At 39.5% G+C, this 25,956-nt stretch carries 16 protein-coding genes; 1 reads left to right on the forward strand and 15 read right to left on the reverse strand.

The genetic code is table 11. The annotated features are described in order from the left end of the window. Positions 1–524: 524 nt before the first annotated feature. The 7 genes from Q0486_RS15435 to Q0486_RS15465 all read right to left on the reverse strand — a co-directional run bounded on the left by Q0486_RS15435 (position 525) and on the right by Q0486_RS15465 (position 11,498). Positions 525–3,614, reverse strand: coding sequence for a chondroitinase family polysaccharide lyase (locus Q0486_RS15435; RefSeq protein WP_299235385.1), 3,090 nt, complete (start codon positions 3,612–3,614; stop codon positions 525–527). A gap of 140 nt (positions 3,615–3,754) precedes the next feature. After that, on the reverse strand, positions 3,755–4,393 hold the full coding sequence (locus Q0486_RS15440) for a nitroreductase (RefSeq protein ID WP_299235389.1): 639 nt from the start codon (positions 4,391–4,393) through the stop codon (positions 3,755–3,757). A gap of 36 nt (positions 4,394–4,429) precedes the next feature. Next, positions 4,430–5,155 carry a DNA alkylation repair protein gene (locus Q0486_RS15445; RefSeq protein WP_299235392.1) on the reverse strand — a complete coding sequence of 242 codons (726 nt, stop codon included), beginning with the start codon at positions 5,153–5,155 and terminating at the stop codon, positions 4,430–4,432. A gap of 178 nt (positions 5,156–5,333) precedes the next feature. Beyond that, positions 5,334–6,770, reverse strand: coding sequence for a TolC family protein (locus Q0486_RS15450; RefSeq protein ID WP_299235395.1), 1,437 nt, complete (start codon positions 6,768–6,770; stop codon positions 5,334–5,336). Beyond that, positions 6,757–9,906 (reverse strand): efflux RND transporter permease subunit, encoded by a 3,150-nt coding sequence (locus tag Q0486_RS15455; RefSeq protein ID WP_299235398.1) that lies wholly within the window; start codon positions 9,904–9,906, stop codon positions 6,757–6,759. The genes Q0486_RS15450 and Q0486_RS15455 overlap by 14 nt, the downstream gene beginning before the upstream one ends. 12 nt (positions 9,907–9,918) lie before the next feature. Further along, on the reverse strand, positions 9,919–11,064 hold the full coding sequence (locus tag Q0486_RS15460) for an efflux RND transporter periplasmic adaptor subunit (protein WP_299235401.1): 1,146 nt from the start codon (positions 11,062–11,064) through the stop codon (positions 9,919–9,921). Between the two features lie 107 nt (positions 11,065–11,171). After that, positions 11,172–11,498, reverse strand: coding sequence for a hypothetical protein (locus Q0486_RS15465; RefSeq protein ID WP_299235404.1), 327 nt, complete (start codon positions 11,496–11,498; stop codon positions 11,172–11,174). Positions 11,499–11,748: 250 nt separating this feature from the next. Here Q0486_RS15465 and Q0486_RS15470 point away from each other — a divergent pair, with 250 nt between their 5' ends. Continuing rightward, on the forward strand, positions 11,749–12,141 hold the full coding sequence (locus tag Q0486_RS15470) for a DUF2721 domain-containing protein (RefSeq protein WP_235339891.1): 393 nt from the start codon (positions 11,749–11,751) through the stop codon (positions 12,139–12,141). Positions 12,142–12,147: 6 nt separating this feature from the next. Here the strand turns inward: Q0486_RS15470 and Q0486_RS15475 are convergent, their stop codons facing one another. From Q0486_RS15475 to Q0486_RS15510, 8 genes are all read right to left on the reverse strand, one after another. Further along, on the reverse strand, positions 12,148–13,101 hold the full coding sequence (locus tag Q0486_RS15475; RefSeq protein ID WP_299235409.1) for a tetratricopeptide repeat protein: 954 nt from the start codon (positions 13,099–13,101) through the stop codon (positions 12,148–12,150). A 9-nt stretch (positions 13,102–13,110) separates the two neighbouring features. Next, positions 13,111–14,652, reverse strand: coding sequence for a TlpA disulfide reductase family protein (locus Q0486_RS15480; RefSeq protein WP_299235412.1), 1,542 nt, complete (start codon positions 14,650–14,652; stop codon positions 13,111–13,113). A 17-nt stretch (positions 14,653–14,669) separates the two neighbouring features. After that, entirely contained in the window at positions 14,670–15,344 is a 675-nt protein-coding gene (locus tag Q0486_RS15485; protein ID WP_299235415.1) for an ABC transporter ATP-binding protein, read from the reverse strand. Between the two features lie 33 nt (positions 15,345–15,377). Beyond that, on the reverse strand, positions 15,378–17,774 hold the full coding sequence (locus tag Q0486_RS15490) for an ABC transporter permease (RefSeq protein ID WP_299235421.1): 2,397 nt from the start codon (positions 17,772–17,774) through the stop codon (positions 15,378–15,380). A gap of 166 nt (positions 17,775–17,940) precedes the next feature. Next, positions 17,941–20,226, reverse strand: coding sequence for an FtsX-like permease family protein (locus tag Q0486_RS15495; RefSeq protein WP_299235423.1), 2,286 nt, complete (start codon positions 20,224–20,226; stop codon positions 17,941–17,943). Between the two features lie 23 nt (positions 20,227–20,249). Then, positions 20,250–22,544, reverse strand: coding sequence for an ABC transporter permease (locus Q0486_RS15500; RefSeq protein WP_299235427.1), 2,295 nt, complete (start codon positions 22,542–22,544; stop codon positions 20,250–20,252). Between the two features lie 22 nt (positions 22,545–22,566). Then, positions 22,567–24,873, reverse strand: a complete 2,307-nt coding sequence (locus Q0486_RS15505) for an ABC transporter permease (RefSeq protein ID WP_299235430.1) — start codon at positions 24,871–24,873, stop codon at positions 22,567–22,569. A 184-nt stretch (positions 24,874–25,057) separates the two neighbouring features. Then, a partial coding sequence (locus Q0486_RS15510; protein ID WP_299235433.1) for a PD-(D/E)XK nuclease domain-containing protein occupies positions 25,058–25,956 on the reverse strand: 899 nt, incomplete at its 5' end.

Genomic DNA, 25,956 nt, shown 5'->3' on the forward strand with positions numbered 1-25,956 from the left:
CTTGTACTACATTCTGTTTGTTTATTTAAAATCTTTCAAAGAACTTCTTTCGTTTCAAGAGTGAAAGCATTTGCAAAGATAGTAGCTTTATTTTCAACTACCAAACTTTTTCCAAAGTTTTTTTTCAAAATTCGAAAACCAAACTTTTTTTCTCGCTCCCTTACTATTACAAGGTAAGATACTCAAAAGAATTTTCAAACCTCTTTACTTAGTTCCAGCATGTCAACTTAACCGCTCTCCCTCTCGAAAGCGGATGCAAAGGTACAGACTTTTTTCATTCCTGCAATAGTTTAAACGACTTTTTTTCAAAAAAAATATCATATTTCTGATAACTATTTGAATATCAGCAAAAACAAATATTATTTATTTTATAAACATTGCACAATAAGAAAGCAAGTGTCAAATAATACACATTATATTAATATAAATCATTGTAATTGTCTCCTAGAAAAATAAAATATGCAGGAAGATACAAACATCTTCCTGCATATATATTTATGATTTCCAATTATGTCAATAGGAAATTACTTTAAAAGTTCCACGTCATAACTTGCCGCATCCTTACAAGTAAACTTCAAAACCGTCTGTTTCTTATCAGAGGAAACTATCTTACAGAAAGGAGTTTCTTTTACATTCCATTTACCTTTGATAGTTACAGTAACAGGTATTTCCTGACTTTCGTTAAATTTCCAAGGACGTGAATAAATACTGCGTTCCTTTCTCTTTCCATTCTCATCGAATGCCTCATCACTAGCTCCACGATACAATGCAAGATCTGGTTGTGACACTGTCAGAAGAACCTTATCTTTATTATCCTTCACCATTACAAGGCATGAAGTATCCGCTTTCAAAAGAAGTCCTTTAGGCAACCCGTCTTCAGGAGTCTCAAACAGAACATATGATGTCAGCTTTCCATCAGCAGTACTTACTATATGCGCATTTCTATCACGTTGAAGAACCTTATAGTCTGGTTTCTTGGCAAACTTATTCAGTGCATCCATATCTGTACGTGGCAATACTGCATATTCATATCCTTTAGCTTTAGGAGCCTTACCATGAGCTACAACCAATGATACCCAATCACCTGTTGTCGGATTAGGATTTCTCTCACCGACAGTAGTCTGAGGGAACATCTTCTCAAACTTAGCTTCGGCTGCAGTTTCTTTTGACAAATAGTATCCCACTCCATTAGGATCAATGAACACCCTGCCTTCAGATTTATAATTCTGCCAATAATCTTTCATTTCCGGAGTTATTGCGGCAAGTTGGAATACAGTCGTTTCCGTTTCGTAATCCTTTACATCATTTTCTATATCAGAACCCAAGCATACGATAGTTCCATCAAAGAAATGATATGATTTTCTAGCTCTGTGAGAGCCGTTATATTTATCATGTTCATGCAATTTCATACCGAAATTTCCATTCACTCCAGCCTGAGAAAGTCCACCGGCAAAAGCTTCGTCAGAATAAAGCATCTCTTCCATACCTGAATATGTATCCACATTCAACACTACAGCACGCAACTTATCGAACGGAAGATGTATTGATGTTGCTCCAGGGAAACGATTCCAGTCAAATCCATTCTCCTGCCAACCTGAAGTAGCAAAGGTTACTAGTTGGTCTGGCTTACCAGTAAGTATCTGCATGCTGCCATGTGCCAGATATCGTCCGTAGAAATTGGCATCCAAATAATGTTCCGCTGCCCAGAGATATCTGGAGTGTCCCCTGACTACAGCAGCCCAATTATCACGACGCTGCACACTCACACAACCGTATCCGAGGGCAAGATTTCCCTGTGGTTCCGGTTCAGGTTTATACCCACTGTCCTCAAGCTGTTTTTTCAGTTTAAGCTCCAGTTTATTCGATGTTTGCGGCAGATAGTCAGGTGCGTCCTTATCCAAAGAAGCATTGAGCGACATCAAACGGAGATATGCGGCAGCCATATCCGGATCTATGTTTTTCTTTCCATCAGGAGTGCCGGCAATGGCCATCATAGCATACTGAACAGGGATTAGTTGCCCCTTTCCGTTAGGATGTCTTCCCGACATAGATAAAGCCCATTGACGGGTGTTGCAATAAAAACGCATTGTAAGAAGAACTTTCTTTACTGTATTATGAGCTTCTTCAGAAAGTCTCATGTCTGTACCACTGAAGAGATAAATCATATTTGTTGCACCGTCAAGACCACCAACAGCGTATGCAGGATAATTATTACAATGATGGAAACATGCTCCGTCAGACTTGAATGAGCCCATAAGTCCCGGTGCCGGACGGCATCCATAGTCTATCCATCTGGAGAACGAACGCAAATATTGCAACTTTTCTGGAGTATCTTCCATTATTAGTATGCTGGCTATACGTCCTTGAGTCTGCGTATTGAAAGTATCTATGTCAATACCGTTTCCAGTAGGTTTCGGATATACCTCATTTGCAATAGAATACCAGCGGAGTGTATTTTCCGCTTCCTGAAGCTTACCCCTCTTTCTAAGTACATCTTTCATCAGGAAATATGCCGGATACAACCCCCTCATACTATAACCGTAATGATGGATATTACCCCAACAGCTACCATACGCAACTCCCTGGTCTGTAATATGATCATACATGGCATTGAAGATATATTCCAGCTCTTTTTTATCATCATCCTTTACTGCATTATTGTATGCAATAGCCACACGCTTCATAAGATTGAAATAATTATTCATCTCCATGCCTAGCTTAGTAAACATATCCTTATCCCAGCCGTCAATCATGCGTTCGTATGCTTCAGCCTGGCGTACCATGAAGATAGGCATACCGCTCACCTTTCCGTTTTTATATACTATGTCATATCTTGCGAATGCCTTTTTTATTGCATTGACCTCTTTTTGTGTCAATTCAGACGGGGTATACAGCATATCACGGAAGCGTTTTTCCATAAGTTGAATGTCCTGTCTGTCTTTTTCTGTCAAATCTCTAAGTTCGATATCCGGCTTCCACAATGAATGCGGATAGATGAGAAGCCAATGACTCTTAGTATCTTTATTTACAAACGGTACCTGTACATCGGCTGTCTGCTGTCGTGGATCAACCTTGCTGGCTGTTATCACATGGTCAAAGAACAAAGTACCTTCCACATCCGGAGCTTGAACACGTATTTCATTCATACCCTCTTCAGGTGTACCTTCCATATCCCTTTCGTAGCAAACCCATGCGGCACGCCAACCGGTGAAGTTAATACCGAAAGGAAATGACGTACATACCTTACCGTCCTTTAAGAATTCAAAACGAATTTTCTTGTCCTGAGCTTTTTCATTATACACCCAAACTATAAACGCTGAAAGATAGAGGTCTTTTCCTGAAGGATCCAACTTTTCAAATTTCAAATCTTTCTTTATAGACAACATGGAGCCAGGCTTATATTCCCACTGCATACAGTGCAGTCCATCCTTATAATGTTCATCATTAACACCAAGAATACCTTTGTCTGTGGTAATGAATGATGGTACCACACCATCTTCAAACGAAAGCATTCGTTCATGCTTGACAACCTGGGCTGACGCACCAAGCGCAACTAATGAGGCCAAAGCTAAACCTAATTTCACTTTAAATTTAAGATTAACGATTTCTTTCATAAATATATATACTTAACACTACTATATTAATACAAATGTTTTATTATCCAAGGCAAAGATACAAAATCAATTACATAAAAAAACACACGAACGTATATTTGTCCGTGTGTTTATATATTTTTTACATGCTTGACACAATGTTAATCTATAAACTTTATTTTATCAGCAATTCGAGGTTTTGCTGCAGGCGATTCATCAGGATAACCGAAAGATATTGCATACAGCAAATTATAGTTTTCAGGAAATTCAAGACGTTTAAGCAAAGATTCAGCTTCCGGTAATTTCATTGTTCTTGCTATTCCACCTAGACAGCATGAACCCAATCCCAAAGATTGAGCCGTAAGAATCATATTTGCGCCAAGAAGACCACAATCCACCTGTGAGAAATCGTATGAAGGATCATTAGCTATAAAAACCAACACCGGCGCCCCATATGATGCATGACGAATTCTAGAAGCATCTACTCCTTTTGCCAATGACAGATTTCTGTTTAGTGAATCTAATTCAGCAATATACTCAGGAGTATTAACTACACGAATTTCCCAAGACTGTTTGTTCTGTCCGTTAGGCGCGTTTATTCCGCAATCCAGTATCTTCTGTAACTTTTCCATTTCAACCGGCTGCTGCTTGTATTTACGGATACTCCTACGAGACATAATAGTTTCTATAACCTGGTTTTTAGATGATATGTTCTGTTCTTCAGTATTTTTCGGTGACGGTGTACAAGAAGAAAAAGCCACCAATCCTGCAATTAGGAATAATCTAGAAATTGTTTTCATAATCAGTATTATTTTTTTTGTTCTTATATTAATTTTTTATTTTCGTCGCATAGCACGCAAACGTGCCTTCATATCTTCATCAACACGATATGACTCAATTGTCTTCTGAATAGATTTATTATAAGTGAAATCATCAAGCTTAGCCCTTTGAAGATATTCAACTGTCTTTTCAGGATATGCCACAAAACAGAACGATATTGCCCATGCCACTGCCATCTTCACATAATATCCCTCATGACGGATATTATCGTAAAATACAAACAGTTCGTCAATGTGGCTATCATCAATAAAATATTTCATGGTCATTACAACTCCAAAACGTATCTCATATTCTTTATCTGAACGTATGAACGATTTAAGATACTCCCATATTCTGTCAGAATGAGCAGATAGATATTTCTTGCTCCCGGCAAATTTGAATGAATCGCATACAGACCAGCTGTTTATTATCTTTACAAAACGAGTTACGTAGTAAAGATAATCCTCAATATCATCCTCAGGCTTTACATATCCCAAGACAAGTCCCTGAAGCATTCTTTCCTCCATGTAGAACGTTGGAGCATCAGCCAGATATATTTTCCAATCTGATTTAGCTATTTCAACAGCCAGTTTTCTCAAATCGGGCAAACGTAATCCTAACACATTCTCCACTCCCGGATTCAGTCTCTCGGCAAAAGCTTTATTCGAATTCTCAGCAAGCTCAAATATATGTTCCCTTACTGTCTTGCCGTGCAATAGGAAAATATTACCAGATTTTTCCATAAAAAATAAATTCAATATATAATGCGATTATATTTATTAATGAAGATTGGCAAATATAAAAACAATATCCGGAATAGATGTCTGATACTTTACAAAAAAAATGACATGTCATTCGATTTAAAACGACAAAGCGTTCTAACCAAAATGACATGTCATTTTATTTAATAATTATAAACTATCAGAAACTGCCACCTCCAAGTGCTCTGTAAAGCATCGTATGTACCTGACAATAAGCTATATTAAGCTCTATTCTTTCAAGTTCACAGTCAAGATAACGTTCGTCCGCAGAAAGAACATCAAGATATCCGGCAAAACCTGTCTTGAACAGTTCGTTGGCATTGTATATTGAACGGTGGTGAATGCGGCTTTCTTCCTCCTTCAAAGCTTTGCGAAGGTTCATCTGCTCTGACGAAGTTATCAAATCTACGACTTCAAGATACGAACGTAGAACCGTTTCATGATAATCAAGCAAGGCTATACGTTGCCTACCATTCGCCTCCTCCCACAATGCACGTATCTCGTTACGCTTGAAAATAGGTGCGGAAATACCAGCGGCAAGATTATATACCATAGATGCAGGAGAAGCAAACCATTTTTCAAGGCTGAAAGCATTGAAGCCTGCCCCTCCCCCGATAACCAGCGAAGGGAAAAAAGCCTTGCGTGCTGCAGATGCGTCCGACTTGCATGCCAGCAGTTCAAGTTCTGCAGCAACCACATCCGGACGGTTACGCAAAATCTGAGCCGGTATACCTGTCTCCACAGGGAAAGTATAATCACTAATCTTCTCAAAAGAAGAACGTTTTATTTCGAAAGGCATACGTCCCAAAAGAAGAGCAAATGCCCGCTCGGTCTCAGCTATCTGCTGTTCTGTGTCAAGAAGCATTTCTTCTAGTTTAAGACGGCGTGAACGAAACTGATCGACAGAAAGTCTTGACTCCTCGCCCTCGTTCATCAACTCATTGGCAAGAAGATATGAAGCAGCTGTCTTGCGAATAGCCTCTTCAAGAACGTATTGCTTCTTATCGAGTCCTACAAGTCTGTAATACATATCTGCCACTTCGCCTACAAGCATAGTCTGAGCCAGGCGTTGAGCCTCAACTGATTTCATCCAGCGTGACACTGCCGAACGCTTCTTGTCAGTGAGTTTTCCCCATATATCTGCCTCCCACTGGAAATTCAGTCCTAAGTTAAGATCCTTGTATGGGTCTGGGATATGCTTGTCCTTAGCAAGGTCAGGTGTATTTGTAGTGCTGTTTCCCACACCGTCCATGGTATATTCACCAAAGCGTTGTATGCCTCCGTCAATACCCAATGATATTTCCGGAAACAACGCACCCTTTCCGGCTTTCATCTGTGCACGGGCAATGGAAACATTCTCTATCGTCTTAAGGAAAGAATGATTGTTTACCAATGCTGAATCGATATATTCAACTAGATACGCATCCGGAAAAAACTCTTTCCATGAAAGGGAAGCCATAGTGGCTGTATCTGTGTCTTCTATAAACGCTTCGGGCAGGTCGAACTTCTCCGTCGGCGTAAGGGAAGGTGCCTTACACCCTCCCATAGCCAGTGCCGAAGCCATAAAAGCTATATATGCAAATTTATTCTTCATCATCTTCTTCTAAATAGCTGACTTTATTGCGGTTGAGATAAACCGACAGTGTTTCAAATACCAAATATAATCCCGGTACGAGGAAGATACCCACAAACGTACCGATAAACATACCTCCTGCAGCGGCTGTACCGATGGAACGGTTACCCAATGCTCCGGCTCCTGTAGCAAGCACAAGCGGAATAAGACCGCAAATGAATGCGAACGAAGTCATAAGGATAGGACGCAGACGACTTACGGCTCCCTTGACTGCCGCTTCGAATGGAGTAGCTCCTGCTGCACGGAACTGATTTGCCATTTCCACAATAAGGATAGCATTCTTACCCAACAGACCGATAAGCATGACGAGCGCCACCTGGGCATAGATATTATTTTCAAGTCCTGCTATCTGGAGGAAGAAGTAAGAACCGAAGATACCTGCCGGCAATGAAAGAATAACAGAAAACGGCAGAAGCAAACTCTCATACTGTGCTGCAAGAAGCAGATATACGAACAGAAGACAGATACCGAATATCATGAATGTCTGTCCGCCTGAGTCTTTCTCCTCACGTGTAACACCAGACCATTCCACGTCATAACCGCGAGGAAGAACTTCCTTACAGATTTCTTCTACTACCTTGATTACCTCACCGGTACTTACTCCACCCTCACCTTCACCGGTAATTAGCGCAGAGGTAAACATGTTGTAACGTGTAATCTGGCTCGGACCATAAATACGTTCCATAGTAAGGAAGTTGGAATATGGCACCACATTACCGTCGTTATTCTTGGCATAAAGCTTATACAGGTCTTCCGGATTCATACGATACTCAGGAGAAGCCTGTATCATAACCTTATACATCTGTCCGAAACGAATGAAATTTGATGAATAGAAACTACCGATATATGCCTGAAGTGTCTCCATTGACTTATCGAGGTCAACACCCAACTTAGCAGCCTTAGCCAAATCAACTTTCAGAAGATACTGAGGGAAGTTAGGGTTAAATCCTGATGTAACACCCTGTATGCGATGGTCGGCATTCAGTCTCTCAACAAGAGTATTTGCAACTTCGGCAAACTCATGGAAATCGCCCGCTGTCTTGTCCTGCAAACGAAGTTCGAAACCGCTGGCATTACCGAAGCCCGGAACTGACGGCGGAAGGAAGAACTGGATATCGGCATCCTTGATGTGCGATACGCGGTCGGCATATGTACGCATAAGTTCATCTACAGTCTGATCTCTTTCATCCCATGGCTTAAGGTTAATCATACCCATACCGTAGCTGGCACCTTCAGTCTCGGTCATAAGACTGTAACCTGCAAGTGTAGAGATACTCTCAATCTCTTCAAGCGGAAGAAGAGCTGCCTGAACCTGACTCAAAGCTTTCTCGCTTCGTTCAACAGTTGCCCCCGGAGGTGCATCTACATTGATATATATCATACCTTGGTCTTCGTTAGGGATAAATCCTGTAGGAAGAACGAGGTTAATGCCGTATGTAGCTACAAGGAAGAGCAACAGAGTGAGATATGTGAATGAGCGGCGGCCAAGGTACTTCGACAGTCCGAGGTTGTAACGGCGTTCGAAACGTCCGTATCCGCGGTTGAACGAAACGAAGAAACGACGCATGAGAGTGGCTTTCTTCTTTCCGTGAGTTGCCGGACGGAGCAGCATGGCACAAAGTGCAGGCGACAGGGTCAAGGCATTGACACCGGAAATGACGATAGCCACAGCAAGTGTGAGCGAGAACTGACGGTAGAAGATACCCACCGTACCTTCCATGAAACCTACAGGCACGAACACTGCCGACATTACGAGAGTAATGGCAACGATAGCACCACCGATTTCCTTCATAGCTGCCACAGAAGCCTTATATGGAGAGAGTTTCTCATCGTGCATCTTCACATGGACAGCCTCCACCACGACTATGGCATTATCCACCACAATACCAATGGCAAGCACAAGGGCAAACAGAGTAAGCATGTTTATAGAGAAGCCCAAAGCCTGCATGAAGAAGAATGTTCCGACAAGTGACACCGGAACGGCTATGGCAGGAATAAGCGTAGAGCGGAAGTCCTGAAGGAAGATATATACCACCACGAACACAAGGAGAAAGGCTTCGACAAGTGTCTTAAGCACTGATGCGATAGAAGCATCGAGGAAGCGCGACACGTCGTATGCAATGTTATATTCCATACCAGGAGCAAAGCTGCTTTCCTTGATTTCTGCCATACGTGTCTTAATGTTCTTGATGACTTCGCTGGCGTTGGAACCCGGACGCTGCTTAATCATGATAGATGCCGAAGGGCGACCGTCGGTCATGGAAATCATGTTATAGTCCTCAGAGTCGAACTCTATGGTAGCCACATCCTTGAGTCGGAGAAGCGAACCATCAGGCATAGCTTTCAGAACAATCTCTCCATACTCTTCAGGAGTACTGAACTTACCGGTATATTGTAACACGTACTGCAACTGCTGCGGAAGCTTGTCGGAACTGATACCTGTCTTACCCGGTGCAGCCTCGATGTTCTGACGACGGATAGCCTCTGTGACATCCTGTGGCACCATATTATAGGCAGCCAGACGGCTAGGGTTAAGCCATACACGCATAGCGTAGTCACGGCTACCCATGATTTCCACAAATCCCACACCGTCAATACGTTTCAGCTCGCGAAGGATATTGATATCGGCAAAGTTATATACGAATTTTTCTGTATGAGTACTGTCGGTACTGAAAATATTTAGGTACATCAACATACTGTTCACCTCCTTCTCCGTAACCACTCCGGCACGGATAACCTCTTCAGGCAACTCATCGAGCACCGTAGTCACACGGTTCTGTACATTCACCGCAGCCACATCAGGGTCTGTTCCTACCTTAAAATAGATAGTGGTGAGCGACATACCGTCGTTGGTACATACTGTAGTCATATAAGTCATTCCCGGCACACCGTTAATGGCACGTTCTAGCGGGGTAGCTACAGTCTTTGTCATAACATCGGCACTGGCACCCGTGTAACGGGCAGTAACCGTAACAGAAGGCGGCACGATATCCGGATACTGCGTAATAGGAAGAGACACAATGGCCAGAACTCCCAGGCACACAAATATTACGGAGATAACCGCCGAGAGAATCGGACGACGAATAAATAACTTGAACATAGGCTAAAGAGATTATTCGACGTTTTCCAAATGAAGTTCTTTTCTCACATCCTCAAACGGGATATTCTCGGTCTTGATATGCATACCGTCGCGAATCATCTGTACACCTTCGTAAACTATAGTTGTGTTTGCACCAAGGTCGTCAGTGATATAGTAGTTATGATAACGCTCAATTGGATTAAAGCTACGGACCTTTGCTGTACCTGTGCTGTCGACAAGATATACGTATGTAAAGTCCTGTATTTCGAAAGTCGACTTCTGAGGAACAAGACAAATATCCTCCATCTTTGTCATAAGACGAATTTTACCGGTAACACCATGTTTAAGAAGTCCTTCCGGATTAGGGAAACGAACACGAAAGGCGATAGAACCTGTACCACGTTCGAAATCACCCTCTACTGTTTCGATAACACCCTTATACTGATAAACTGTTCCATCGGCAAGAATAAGTTCAACATTGTTCTGCTGCTGGACATCAGCACCCTGAAGCTGTGCACGACGGATACGGAGGTATTCACTTTCATTTACTTTATAATAAGCGAAAATTTCTGAGATATCGCTTACTGTAGTAAGTAGACTTTCCGGACTTACAAGACTACCTACCTTGTAAGGAATGCGGTCGGCATAACCGGTGAAAGGTGAAGTGATAGTGGTATACTTCAAATCCATCTGGGCACGCTGCATTTGGGCACGGGCCTGTTCCACCTTCATACGGGCCACTTCACGTTCCCTCTTAGCCTGTTCCAGACGAATTGGAGAATAAATCTGTTTGTTAACAAGACGTTCAATACGTTCCATTTCATAATTTGCCATTTCAAGTTCGGCTTCTGTCTGCTTATAGTTAGCTTCAGCCTCTTTTACAGCCTCAGCATAATTTTCAGAACTCAAACGGAACATAGGCTGTCCTTTTTTCACGAACTCACCCTCATCAATCAACACTTCTTTAACATAACCCTCCACTTTTGGTTTTATTTCTACGAACTGTATAGCCTGAATATCAGCCACGTATGTACGCGGCAACTCTACCGTGGTAGGTTGAAGAACTGTTACAGGTATAGAGCCATCGCTTCTCACCTGGTTTGTGCCTGCCTCATGACAAGCAGGAAGCACCCCTGCCAGCAACGACAGGAAGGCAACCTTCTGAATCGAAATTTTCATAAGATTACGTAATAGAATTTTAAAAGAAACTATGTGTTTTTATTTGAATAAGATTTACATGCCAATTCTCATGTCCAAAGGTCATGATATGAAAAAGAAAGACTACGCTAAATAAGCAAAGCCCTGAACAAAATATAAGGATGACAATCCGTTATGTATAAAGTATTTTCAGATACGTATGATTGTATATACACTCCAAAAGAGTCAAAAAAATATATAGGAGTAACCCCAAAAGAGTCAACGGAGTCAAGGAAAAACCTGACAGAAGATGTCCTATAGACGGGATCGGACCACTCTGAACACTGATCCTGAGAATCATTAATGAAAGAATCCTCATCCATTATAGAAACCAAGGAGGAGGTATCATCACATACAGCAGCATGAATCAAATCATATCCATACACATCAAACTGTATGAGCACAAACATGATCATACAAACTACCCTGGATAAATATTTTCCTGATACTTTATGTAAAAACATTACAAAACCCTATCTTTAATCTCTTACAAAATTAATATCTGATAATAATGTATAAAAATATATGTTCAGGTTTTAGCCTGTTTTAACACATAAAGCATATAAAATTAGTTCTTTTTACGTAAAATCTTAAATAAAGACTATAGTTTCAGATTTAAAAGCTAACTTTGCATACAAGAAAACAATATAAAAACAAAAAATAGACATGGAAGAACTAAACTTAAGCACTCCAGCCCTGCTGTTCTCGGCTGTTTCACTCATACTGCTGGCTTATACCAACAGATTTCTGTCATACGCACAGCTTGTAAGAACTCTTAAAGAACAATATGTACAAAAACACTCAGAAGTGACAGCCGCTCAGATAGACAATCTGCGCCGCCGTCTTTACCTGACACGAAGCATGCAGGTGCTTGGCATATCAAGCCTGTTTCTCTGCGTAATCACAATGTTTCTGATTTATATAGGATTTCATACAACAGCAGTGTATGTATTCGGCATAGCACTGCTGTTGCTTATAGCATCACTTGGTATTTCTATTTGGGAGATACACATATCAGTAAAAGCACTTGAGATACATTTGAAGGATATGGAGAAGTGAGAATTGCTACATTGCCTTAAGTTTAAAATCAAATATCGAGTCAGGCTCATTTATTGTTTCTTTCTTTTCAACCTTAAGAAGAAATTCCAAAGCATGGTTATGACCTTGGGCAGAAGCCTGCTGAAACAAATGTTTCGCTTTAGAATAATCTTTGTCGACTCCTTTACCCAGATAATACATCAATCCAAGATTGAACTGCGCAGCAGGAGAATTGAGTGCCGCAGCTTTTGCAAGAAGCTCGGCACCCTTTGACAAGTCCTTCTGAAATCCATGACCTTCTATATAGAAGACAGCCAGATTAAACAATGCGAATACATTATCTTTTGAGGCCGATTTTTCAAACCAATATATGGCATCATTTACACTGGTAGCCGTACCATAGCCGAAAGTGTACATATAACCCAAATTGTTCATGGCATCCGTATTGTCGTGTGCCGCTGCGCGCTGATATAACCTGAAAGCTTCAGCATAGCTCCTGGTTACTCCCCAACCATGTCTGTAAAGGCTGGCAAGTCCTACTTGTGCCTGCGAATGCCCCTGTGCAACAGCCATACTTAGATATCTTTTGGCCTTTGAATAATTGATATCTGCCCCTATGCCATAAGCATAAATATACCCTAGGTTATTTTGGGCATCAGCACATCCTTTGTCAGCCGATCTGGTAAAATACTCTATAGCCTTTTCATAGTCCACCACTCCAGTCTTACCCTGATAATAAATATCTCCAATAACAAACTGAGAATATTTTGCACTATCCACTCTAGCCAGTTTTGAATACAGTTTTGCGGCATCATCATACTTTTTTATTCTGTATAAACTGTCTGCCTGTTCATAAAGTGACTGAACATCTCCCAATAAGAAAGCATATACGCTATTGGCATTTTTCAATGTCAGGATAAGCATCAACAATAAAATACAGATACCAAAAGCCAAAGAATAATATTTTACTTTTTTAGACATACATGTATCTTAATATAGTGAAATACCTATTATCTCATAACCACCTTCAACATCCTCTCCTTCGGAAAAATCAAAAGACTGGGCATCTTCTGGAAGAGGTTCGAAATACAGTGTGAAATCCATTGTACCGCTTTCCGGCATAAAAACCTTTTCACCAATCTTGAATCCATCGGCCTTCAGGAGTTTGCATTTCACTCCTGTATCCGAAGTCAGGGAAGTATTCTTATCCAACCTTATCCAATAGTTAGGTATATAAGTGGCATGTACTTTCAGGATAGTAGCTTTCTCAGATAGTTCTACCTGTTGTATTGATATCACATCATATTCTGAACTTTTTATACGCGGAAAATCTACTATCTTATTACCATTCTTCTTCCTGATAGTCATAGGAGGACGTTTGTTCTCAATGATTGTTCTTACCTTTATGGTGAGATAGTCTTTTCCATAACCGGACCAAATATCGAGAATCTTTCCTTCAGGAGAAATCATCACAAAGTACGGAATACCTTTCACTCCATAAAGGGCACTCAATCCGTTATTTCCCTGCAGGTCATTCCAGTTATGCCAGGTTATAGAGTGTTGTTTCGAAACATCTTCCCAGCCTTTCTTGCCCTGAATATTCAAACTTACCACCTCAAGCTTATCCTTGAACTTCTCACTGATAACCTTCAATTCCGGTTGAGCCATAATACACGGTCCGCATCCAACGCTCCAGAAATCGAGCAATACGAATTTACCCTTGAAGTCGGATATATGATGAATATTACCGTCCAGATCATATATATCACCGTCAGGAGCATTATCACCAACTTTGGCAACAACCGGTGGATTCAATGCCAAATATGCTGTCTTACCTGCATCGGAATTCTTCTGTTCATCGTCAAGCATGTCATAAAGCAGTTGCAATTCTTCTTTTATAGGAGCATTCTTATCAAACTTCATCATTCTGGCAATACTTTCAAATTCAGACATCCAGGCAGCATTTATATCGGAAGCCGCCAAAATCTTCGCATACCTCTTATATATATCTGCAATCTTCTTATTTCCAACATTTGACAGGCTGTCTGCTATGGCTTTCATATTACTGTCGTGTTCCTTGGAATAAGCCATATAATATTCCTTTTCTTTCAAAAACAGACGCTGGACTTCTTTCCAGTCGTTTAATGTAGATTTAATAAGTTTCTGGCGCAACTTCTGCTCTTCTACATTGCTTTCCACATCCCAGGAATAAAGATAAGGATCGTTACCTGTAATGGTAACATCACACCCTTTCTTTACCCACAGCTGCAGAGGCATAGCAAGGTACTTATCAGATTGCATCAATATTATTACATTCCTTAGTTCTTCATCCTCGGGAGAATAGACAAACTTGAATTTACCGTCGGCTATAGTATCGGCCATCAAGCATTTCCCGACATTACCTTCTGTAGAGAACAATTGTATGACAGTTCCATCATCAATATTCTTCAGTTGTCCCTCAATCCTCACCTCATCATGCTTTGGAGCGCAGGAAGCAAGGATCAACAATCCCAATAATAAACCTGTTTTCATTCCCGACAATACTTTTTTTATTCGCTCACTTCATTTACCACCTCACCATCGAACAGATTGATAATCCTGTCGGCATAACTTGCATCATGACGTGAATGTGTAACCATGACAATGGTAGTGCCATCCTTATGCAACTCACTAAGAAGAGCCATAACCTCTTTACCGTTTTTAGAATCAAGATTTCCGGTAGGCTCATCGGCAAGGATAAGCTGAGGGTTGGCTACGACTGCACGCGCTATGGCTACACGCTGCTGCTGACCACCGGAAAGCTGCTGCGGGAAATGCTTGGAACGGTGGGATATATCCATACGGTTCATGGCCTCTTCTACCCTCTTTTTTCTTTCCGACGACGGTACTCCCATATACAAAAGAGGCAATTCTATATTCTCATACACGTTCAGTTCGTCAATAAGGTTAAAGCTCTGGAATACGAAACCTATAACTCCCTTCCTTATATCAGTACGTTGCGATTCCGTGAATTTTGACACTTCCACTCCGTTAAGGTAATAAGTTCCGTTGGTTGGGTTATCAAGCAGTCCGAGGATGTTGAGCAGTGTAGACTTACCACATCCGGAAGGTCCCATGATAGCCACAAACTCACCTTTCTTTACTTCAATACTTACATTATTCAATGCCCAAGTTTCCACTTCTTCTGTGCGGAATACCTTTTTCAAATTTTCTGTTTTAATCATATTAGTAGAATTTAAAATGTTATTTTTCTATATTTATTCATTCTTCATTACTTCAGCCGGATTAATATGTGCTGCCTTGTTTATCTGATAATATAAAGTCAGCATAGATAAAATCAATACTATCAACAGTGGAATGACAAACAGTCCAAATGTAACAGGCGCCTTCTCTACGAAAGATGCCGTATAATAATAAATGACAATCCATGATACAGGCGCTGCAACAACAAATGCCAACACCAGATTCAGCATATAGCTCTTACCTAATATTATATACAAATCTTTAGGCTTGGCACCGTTTACCTTACGGATAGCAATCTCACGATACCTGCGACGAATATCAAACAGAGATATACCCAACAGTCCCAAACATGATATCACTATAGCGATATATGAGAAAACAGTATATATATGTGCAGTCTCTTTATCTTTCTGATACATTTCTGCCACTATATCGTCAGCCCATTTATATGTAAAATCATCAGAGTTATATATTTCTTTCTCAGTTTTGCGAAGATAGTCTATAACTTCTTTTTCTCTGTCTTTCTTCACTTTTATCATAACATCCCCATCTGTATCCTTAGCCCCAACAATAAAAATCATAGGTTTGATTCCTTCCGTAAGATGTCCCATATAATAATCATCAACTACAGCTGAGACAGGAGTCATATCAACTCCGTATTCTATCAATCTATTATCCACAAAAGAAATACTCAAAGGCGACGTGCTCCTTACAAATGCCTCATTAAGGTCAGTATATCCAAGTAATTTCATCGCAGACCGATTCAATACTATTACATCCTCACCGGCGTAATCTATTCTGTCCGGTAATCCTCCATCAACTATTTCAAGTCCCCAAAAATCAAAAAACTCTATAGAAACAAATTTACTCTGCAACTCAAATGTCTCATCTTTATCATTGACAATAGGTGTAGGACTTCCATCCCATACTGCTGTAGACGAGTTCATCCAACGCTCAATCATAGGACACTCATCCAGCTTTTTACCGACATTATTTATACGTTCAAAACGTTCTTTCAACTGTTTGGCCGTTGTACTTCTATAATCAATAATCCTATTGTGATTATACAATTGTGCAACCATAATCTCTTCAGTGTCATATCCATGCGAAGAATTAATCAGATAATCAAAATGACGCTGGAAATATAAGGACAGTATCATAAGAAACAATGTAATAGAATACTGTAAAAACAAGAACACATAACGTGAAAATATCTTTCCGTTTTCTGATATGACCAGACGCATAGATGTTACAGGATTTTTGTAACCATATCTGATATAAAAGAATATAGCCGTAAAGAGAGGCACCAGCAACAATAATCCAAATGACAAATACCAGTCAAAACCGGTAACAGGTATCTTCTCTGAAAATAGTCCCTGCCACAATCCGGAAGAAGTTTCCATAATACACCATGAAAGAAATACAGCACAAGCGAACAGCAGGAAATTCTCCATCCACATTTCAGTAAAGAGCCCTCTACCGGACAGACCGAAAACTTTCTTTACACCGTATATTTTTCTTCGTTTCTGCATAACTACAGAATAGAGATTGACAAAATTCAATACTCCGACAAGAAATAAAAGAAATACTACACCGGATAACACAAAAACATAGTTTCTGTTTCCAAACCTGAAGAGTTTTTCATATTTATCACATATTGAGGTCTCAAAATAAAAATCCTTCCATGAAATATATTTATACCTGGTTTGCACATTGCCACTCAGGTTATTCTGTTTCTGCAAATGATATACATTACTTTTCTCATTCTGCTTCCGAATATCAAAACCAGAATTTACACGAATCAGTTCAATATTAAGTTTTCCCCAATTCGGCCTTAACTTTTTAGAGACTAAAGCATCAAAATTGAATGTGGTTTTACATACAGGTTGTTCAATAACACCGGACACTGTAAGCATCTTTCCATCAAAATAGATATTTTTGCCGACAGGAGATTCTTTTCCAAACAGTCTCATGGCATAGCCCTCTGTAAGTATAACATCATGAGGACTATCTAAAGAAAGATTTCCTTCCAATACACGATAATTAAAAAAATGGAAGAACGTTGTATCAGCAGCCATCAGGTTTGTTTTGTAGGAAACATCATCGCTGACTATAGTAGAATTTTCTTCTTCTACAAGTTTACATCTATCTTCTATGTACTTTTCATCGACTGAATAATCCTTATTGCCAGGATTTTCTCCCGGATAAACATTACCGTCTATATCCCTTAAAGGAACGATTATAGAACTTAAGTCATTGGCATGATTATCCACAGTAAGTTCCCTGTGGATATATCGTAACAATATTATACAACAGGCAAGACTCAATGAAAGCCCTATCAGGTTGATAACCGTATATGACTTTGCACGAAGCAAAAAACGAATCGCATATTTAATCTTTATCAATAACATATATCAAAAAAATATTTCACCTGTAAATTATTATATCAATAATCGTGCCAAAACATTAAGTTACTTGCTATCAGTAGTTTATCCGAATACAACATATTCAGTTTATGTGCGCTATCGCACATTTTTGTTACAAATACGCACACATAGCACAATGCAACAATATCACTTATTCAGTCTTAATAATCTCTGCAGGATTAATATGCATAACCTTATATATCTTATATGCTACAGTAACTAAAACCACAATCAACATTGAAACGAACAAGGCTAAAGCCATTCCCCAATCCATGTTAACCGAGAAAGCACTATCTACAAAGACTGTTGATGCAAAATAATATACAAAGGGAAATGCGGCAGCAAACGACAAAATATAAATCAACATATATGAACGTCCGAACATAAGGGCTATCTTAACCGGCGAAGCACCGTTTATTTTCCTTATGGCAACCTCCTTCTGCCGTCCGGCTGTATCAAGCGAAATGGCAGAATATATGCTTAGAACCACCAACAGCAGACTGACAAAAGCCAATATATTGACAAGGGTTCCGACTAAACCCACCGTACCAAGCAAGGTCTGTTTTCTGTCGGTTATCGGCTTAATATCCAAAGGTAATGTTTCCGGAACATATTCCCTGCAAATATCTTTCATCTTACCAATCACTTCGTCTGTATCCTTCCCTTCAGCAATCTTAAAATAAAAAGTTCCAAACGGTTTTACCGGGAAGAACGCCGAACCGATTGTACGTGGATCATCTTCATTCTCTCCATACAGGGCCTTATATGTACCAGCTATACGGTATGAAGTACCTTCTATGAAAACCGTTCCGGAAATATTGTCTTTCTCCAATTGTCTCATAAATCTCTCACTTACATAAACAGCATCTTCCGACTCCGTCATTTCACCCTGATGAGGGATATTAAAGAACTGAAAGTAATTGGCATTACCCTTTGTAATTTTAATAAAAGAATGTGTACCATCAGCCTTAATATATCTCTGTTTTATACGAGAATCCAACACTCCCCACAAAGTTATCTCATCAACAACCTCCGGCATCTTTCTGAATGCATCAACTACATGCGATATATTCTGCCTCAAGCGATATGTACTTGGCTTGAACTCTATAATCCGGGCTTCCTCATCATCAGAAACCGGTCTGTAGACGGAATAGTAAACCTTATTAAAAGCAATGTTTATATACAAAACATTTCCGACAAAGAATATAGCTATACTCAATTGAAGCCACATCATGACAGAACGGAAGACATGCTTATTGTTGTTTATGCGAACATGATAGCCTATAGAGGAACGTCGCAAACGCCATACCGGAACATAAACCACAAGTAAACAGATAACAAGGAGAGAAACAAAACACCTTGTCTGTACCCAATATACTTCCGATAAATCAATGTATGGCAAATCGTCGGATGAAATATAAGTATGACATGTATCAACCACAATTTCCGTTATAACGAGTGACAACAGAAATGACACTGTAATCATACAGAGCACCTCTGAAAACAGAAGCATAAACAATCCCCGGGCATCAGACCCCATACTTTTACGCAATGCGACTTCCCTCTGCCGGTTATAAAACATCTGTATAGCAAACTTCAGGTAGTTTATCATTCCGGAAAGCAATATGAGTGATGCTACGAAAAGTACAATTGAAAATATTATTGTCATCTGTTTTTTCTTGAAATCATCAGAAAAACTCAAAGCAGACACACTGTAGTCCTTCCCATTATTTACAAATTTAAGATTCTGCAGATTGTCATTAAGCGCAGACAGAGTTGTACCATCATCCAAGAGTGCATACACTTCCATGAATCCCTGAGGAAAAACCATATATGGAAAATAGCAATCTACTCTGGGAAACGCCCAGTTGTCTTCAGCCACATTTACAACCCTGTAATCACGAATCCCTTTGTCGAAATCGTAAACAGATTCTGTAAGATGTATCACAGCCCCAATCGGATTATCTTGACCAAAAACCTTTTCTGCAAAAGAACTTGATATAACGACTTCATCCTTTTTCTCCGAAATACGGTCACCATACAGTAAATCCAATCCATAGAATGAAAAAGTATTTCCGTTTACCACAGTATAGTTTACTAAAAAAGGATTTTCTTTCTGGTCCATATCTATCACATCTATCTCAGCCTGTCTTGACGGAAATTTAACTGTAATATCCGACAATCCATCAATATGAAGATCCTCTATCCGTTCAACATCAACCGGCGTAAACAGACTCCACCGACCATCTTCATCTTCAAGCCTAAATGTTACTACTTCTTCATCATGCATATTTATCATGCTATTATAAGCATTTATCCAATATGCCACCAATGTATAGCAGACTATTCCCACAGCCAGGCACAATGCTGAGATAAGACTGTGAACTTTGTATTTCATCAGATTGCGCACGGCAACCTTCAAGTAATGTAATATCATAATATTCTTGTTTTCTAAATTTATTACTCATTCTTGATAGCCTCAGCAGGATTTTCGTTGGCAGCCTTCCATATACTCCTCGCTACACAGAGAAGAATAAATGCAGCCATCAGTATAAATAATCCAAAGTATATCCATGCATCCATAGAAGTCTGTTCTACATACTGTTCCAACCATTTTTTCATTACAACAGTCCCTGCCAGAAATGCTATGACACACGACGCTGCAAGCATTAAAAGATAATCTTTGAAAAACATCTTCATAATATTGCCTGCCGCTGCACCATTTATTTTCCTTATAGCTATTTCTTTCCTACGTCGCTCACATGACAATGAAACATGCGAATATACTCCAAACAATGAAATAACGACACATATCATAGATACGAATGACAGCAATTTCATAAGCATCTTTTCGGAAACAAGATATTCTTCGTAAGCTTCATTCGCAGTCTTAATATAACAGAAATTTATCTCATTTTTTTCTATATAATCTTTCATACTGTTCCTCAAATCGGAAAGATGCTCCTCATCAAAACGAATCACGTAATCACTACCATGATCATTACGTCTGTCAAGTGTTATCATAAAAGGCTTAACAGGCTGTGTAGGTGGGGAAATATGAAAATCTTTTATCACACCAACCACGGTATAATTATATATCTTCTTTCCTATCGGCTCTGACCAACCGAACATTCTCACCGCAGCCTCATTTATCAATACTGATTTGATATCCTCTTTACCCGTAAGATAAGTTCCACGCAACAGTTTGATTCCGTAGAAATCAAGGAAGTCACGTCCCTCACTTATTACCTGCAATGTAACCGGTTTCTGTCCTTCGGACTTTCCGTCCCATTCACCTATAGTACTACTGGTAGATGCTCTCTGTGGTAATAATGAATACATTTCCTTTATTTCATGGACGTATGGAAGTTTTCTTAAATAATGTATTATATGTATATCTTTAGGTTGACAATAAAGACAAGCTTTTCCATCCCGCTCAAATCCTACTTCATCGGTACTCTTAAGATAATATAATTGCTTGAATAATACAGTCAGACAAAACAATACGGTAACTGATATCATAAACTGTATCACTATGCTAGCATTCTGAAATGACAAACGAGATTTCTTTGTGATATTTCCTATTATCTCTTCTGATACAGTTTTCCTGCTACTATATCTGATCAAAAAGACAGCAACCACAACAGACATAATGAGAATGACAAAGAAATACCAGAGTGAAGACAAGTAGAAGTTATCTTCTATATCCGCCAGTCTGACAAATTCAGACTTGAGAAGTTCCATCAGAGACATACCTATAAGACCACTGAAGAGCATCATCACTACCAGTTCGGTTACAAACATCAATATCAATTCTTTTGTACCGGAACCGCATGATATCCTAAGTGCAATCTCTCTTCGACGAATGTTCATACGGGTAATAAGTATAGAAAAGAAATTAACCAAAGACACAAGTATCACAGTTATTCCTACTACCGAAAACATCTTTATATACGACAAGGAAATGTCATCATATTTATAGAATACCGTATAACGGGACGATGAAAGTTTCTCCAGTAAAAAATGTCTTATAGTATATCCTCCACCATCAGGTACTTCAAGGGCTTTATTTTTCAGCTTTTGAGCAAATACAGAGGCATTAACACCATCTTTCAAACGTAAGCACACATAAAAACCACTTGCCCTATAATCATCTCTGAACTTTTCATCTACACCGAGCATAATATCATATCTGAAATTAGAGTGCTTTCCCCAACCTGAAACTACTGCAGAAATCTTTTTCGGTGACTTCCAGAGATATAAATCTTTTCCAAGTACATTCTTAGTTCCATAAACACGTTCCGCAAACTCTTCTGTGACGGCAACTTCTTCTTGATTATTAAGAAAACTCCAGCTACCGGACAATAGTTTTATATCAAACATATTTATAAAAGCAGAATCAACTATAATCCTCATTGAAAAATCTCCGTTTTGTGGACTTCTTCCAACTACAGCTGGTCCATTCATAAAAGCGGCAGCATCTTCAACCTCAGGAAAATTATTCTTAATGTCTTTTGCTACAGGATAATGCGTAAAGTATGAAATATTTGTGAATCCATGATCCGACTTTTTATATACCACATACATCCTGTCTGAGTCACGATGAAATGTATCATAACTCAACTCATACCTTATCCATATCATGGAAAAGGCAAAACACACGAAACCTACAGCGATACCTAATATACTGATTATATTCTGAGTCCTATATTTCAACAGACTGCGTATGGCAACTTTTAAATAATGGAATACCATGATAATGTTTTTTTCTAAATTATTACTCACTCTTGATAACCTCAGCAGGATTTTCGTTGGCAGTCTTCCATATACTGTGCCATATACAAATCAATATCAACAACGATAAAAGTATGAATACAGATATATATAGCGATATTCCAATGGACGTTCGCTCAACATACTGTTCGAGCCACCTCTTCATAACCAATGTAACAACAGGAAAAGCTATGATACAAGACAGCAGAAGCATTGTAAAATAACTCTTTATGAACATCTTCATTATTACCGGTACTGTAGCTCCATTAATCTTTCTTATTGCTATCTCTTTCCTGCGTCGTTCACATGACAAAGAAACATGAGAATATACTCCAAATAATGATATAATAATGCATACAGCAGCCACAAACATAAGTAGTTTCATCAGCGAACGCTCGGAAGTGAGGTATTCATCATATACTTCGTCAATGGTAGTGAAACTTGCAAAATCGGAATAATTATTTTCCCTGATATATTTCTCTATTTCCTTACGCAATTCATCTTCATGACTTTCATCAAACCGTAGTACAATATCTTTGGACAACCTGAAACTAGCCTTCAAAGTCAGCACAAACGGTTGGACAGGTATTGTGGGCGAAGAGATATGAAAGTCCCTTACTACCCCAACAACCGTGAAATCTCTGAACTTCTTTCCTATCGGGTCATTCCATCCGAATTTTCTGGCAGCTGTTTCATTAATGATTGCCGATTTCAAGTCACCCTGCTCGGACAAGTGCGAACCTTTCAGCAGTTTCAAGCCATAAAAATCCATGAACTCCTGCCCCTCGTCAATCGTATGCAGGATAATAGATTCCTGTGAGTCTGTTTTTCCATCCCATGAATCGGCTCTCATACTTGCAGTACCACTACGCGGCAATAACGAATACATTTTCCTGACTTCATAAACGTATGGCAAAGTTTTCAGAAAATCGACTGTTTCATCTTTCAGAGGATAGATTCTAAGTGTAGCACGTCCCTCACGCTCAAACCCCACCTCTTCATTTTCTGCCAGATAATGCAATTGCCTGAATATAACAGACAGACCAAACAATATCATTACAGAAATGACAAGCTGGAGTACTATGCTGCTACCCTGAAATGTCATACCTTTTCTTCCGGAAGTCATTCTACGGCTCAACATTCCCGATAGAGACTTCGATGAATAATATCGGATTATCATCAAAGAAACACATAGCGATGCAACAAGAAGTAAGACAAAATACAGCAATGAGGATAAATAAAATTCATCCTCTACACCCGACAACTCAACAAACTTCCCTTCAAGAATCTCCATCAGGACCATACCAATTAATCCGGCGGAAAACATGACAATAAAAAGTTCTGTAGCAAAGAGAGAGAGCATTCCCCATATACCGGAACCACAAGATACCCTGAGGGCAATCTCCCTCTTTCTAATACTGATGCGTGTAACAAGAAGAGAGAAGAAATTTATCAAAGAAATCAGAACGACTGCTACCCCGATTATGGAAAACAGTTTAATATACATCAAAGAAACCCTGTTGTCATCATGAAAAATGGTATAACGGCATGAAGTGAGTTTCTGCAAATTATAACCTTTATAACCAAATCCCCAATTCATCTTACGGATATCATCAGAATGCAATTTCTTTATTAAATTATCAAGATTCGTTCCCTCTTTCAGACGAACACATACTTTGAAGTTTCCTATATTATAATCATTCCGCCAGCTTTTACTCACTCCGGTTAACATGCCGTAACCGAAATTTGTATGTTTGCCAAAACCGGAAACTACAGCTGAAATCTTTTTGGTCTCTTTTTGATAAAACAGATACAAATCCTTCCCTATCACATCCGTTGTTCCGAAAATACGCATCGCCGTTTCATCTGTAACAGCAATCTCCGATTCATTGTCAAGGAAACTCAGACTTCCGTCTAACAGCCTGACATCAAACATATTGATGAATGCCGAATCAACAACTATCTCTGGTACTTCGATTTTCTCTTCTGCCGTTTTGCCGATAAAAATAGGACCTTGCATAAAAGAGGATGCCTCTTCTACTTCAGGAAACAGATTTACCATATCCCTTGCCATAGGATACGACATCGAGTATGATAAGTTCTTGAAATCTAAAGCACTTCCTTCCCCATACATCACATACATCCTGTCTGCCCCACGATGAAAGCTGTCATAACTCATTTCATACTTTATCCATATCATGGAAAAAGCAAAACACACAAAGCCTACAGCAATACCTGCAATGCTGATTATATTCTGTACTTTATAACGTATCAGGCTGCGTAAAGCCATCTTTAAATAATGTAGTATCATTGAAATTCTAGATTTACATGAAACAGTCGTTTTTATAATTCTTTATAATCAAAAACCGTGCCATACGCATAACACATTGAATATGTGCATCCTACATAAAAACAGGACATACAAAAGCGTGCGTATCCGCACATTATTATTGCGAATTCGCACGCTTCACACAGTAGATATATCGTTTTTCACTTTATTCTGCTACTATCCAACGGTCGATATTTCTGGTTTCAGCACTGAAATTAACACCTATCTTGTAAACCTTACGGCCATCAGACATGAAAGGAAGAGCATAATTTCGTGATTCTATTTGCGCTATGGCATCCTCGGCACTGCCCTCAAACTTGAATTCCATTACATAGATATACTGTGGAGTTTTCACCACCATGTCTATCCTGCCCTGAGATGTATGATACTCGGCATGAGTAAAGAAACCCATCAAACGGAACACTATGAAAAGAACATTCTGGTAATGAAGTTCCGTGTCGCGGATCAACTCGTATGGAGTATCTGAAAAGAGACTTTGAAGACGCTCCATGAAACTGTCGATCTTTCCTGCTCGGATATCCTTTATAAAGTTCATTATATGAAAACTGGCATTCTTGCCGTTCATATTCATATAGCAAGGCATAAGGAAGTTAAGGAATCCCTGTTCAACCTCCTCATTAGGAAAACCAAGTATATAGTTCTTGAATTCAGGGTCATACTCCTTTATCGTCAGATATCCGCTCTGGAAGAACAAAGGAATAGGATTGGTATTTATTGTCTCAAGCCCGGTAAGCTCATCTGCTGTTGCTTCTGCATTGCCTGTCAGGTCGCTCAGAAGGTAATTGTTCTTCTGAAGGAGTTTTACGAGTATGGTGGGAGTACCGGTGGAGAACCAATAGTTTTCAGGTATCATTCTGAAAAAAGTATTCAGGACACTGAACGGATTATACATTCCCTCTGTATTCTGGACGAAATGATAGCCGTCGTATTTCCTCTTTAACATCGCGTATGTATCAGAAATACTTATGTTCTGCTTTTCAGCAAGAACCCTGACATCTTCATCAAAGAATTCTACAAGTTCTTTTTCGCTTATACCGCACAAAG

This window comes from uncultured Bacteroides sp. (assembly GCF_937912035.1).
Classification (GTDB): domain Bacteria; phylum Bacteroidota; class Bacteroidia; order Bacteroidales; family Bacteroidaceae; genus Phocaeicola.

Bases quoted from the DNA above. Each gene is read 5' to 3' on its own strand.
- Q0486_RS15435 (WP_299235385.1), bottom strand. From the start codon at position 3,614: ATGAAAGAAATCGTTAATCTTAAATTTAAAGTGAAATTAGGTTTAGCT.
- Q0486_RS15440 (WP_299235389.1), bottom strand. From the start codon at position 4,393: ATGAAAACAATTTCTAGATTATTCCTAATTGCAGGATTGGTGGCTTTT.
- Q0486_RS15445 (WP_299235392.1), bottom strand. From the start codon at position 5,155: ATGGAAAAATCTGGTAATATTTTCCTATTGCACGGCAAGACAGTAAGG.
- Q0486_RS15450 (WP_299235395.1), bottom strand. From the start codon at position 6,770: ATGATGAAGAATAAATTTGCATATATAGCTTTTATGGCTTCGGCACTG.
- Q0486_RS15455 (WP_299235398.1), bottom strand. From the start codon at position 9,906: ATGTTCAAGTTATTTATTCGTCGTCCGATTCTCTCGGCGGTTATCTCC.
- Q0486_RS15460 (WP_299235401.1), bottom strand. From the start codon at position 11,064: ATGAAAATTTCGATTCAGAAGGTTGCCTTCCTGTCGTTGCTGGCAGGG.
- Q0486_RS15465 (WP_299235404.1), bottom strand. From the start codon at position 11,498: ATGATCATGTTTGTGCTCATACAGTTTGATGTGTATGGATATGATTTG.
- Q0486_RS15470 (WP_235339891.1), top strand. From the start codon at position 11,749: ATGGAAGAACTAAACTTAAGCACTCCAGCCCTGCTGTTCTCGGCTGTT.
- Q0486_RS15475 (WP_299235409.1), bottom strand. From the start codon at position 13,101: ATGTCTAAAAAAGTAAAATATTATTCTTTGGCTTTTGGTATCTGTATT.
- Q0486_RS15480 (WP_299235412.1), bottom strand. From the start codon at position 14,652: ATGAAAACAGGTTTATTATTGGGATTGTTGATCCTTGCTTCCTGCGCT.
- Q0486_RS15485 (WP_299235415.1), bottom strand. From the start codon at position 15,344: ATGATTAAAACAGAAAATTTGAAAAAGGTATTCCGCACAGAAGAAGTG.
- Q0486_RS15490 (WP_299235421.1), bottom strand. From the start codon at position 17,774: ATGTTATTGATAAAGATTAAATATGCGATTCGTTTTTTGCTTCGTGCA.
- Q0486_RS15495 (WP_299235423.1), bottom strand. From the start codon at position 20,226: ATGATATTACATTACTTGAAGGTTGCCGTGCGCAATCTGATGAAATAC.
- Q0486_RS15500 (WP_299235427.1), bottom strand. From the start codon at position 22,544: ATGGTATTCCATTATTTAAAAGTTGCCATACGCAGTCTGTTGAAATAT.
- Q0486_RS15505 (WP_299235430.1), bottom strand. From the start codon at position 24,873: ATGATACTACATTATTTAAAGATGGCTTTACGCAGCCTGATACGTTAT.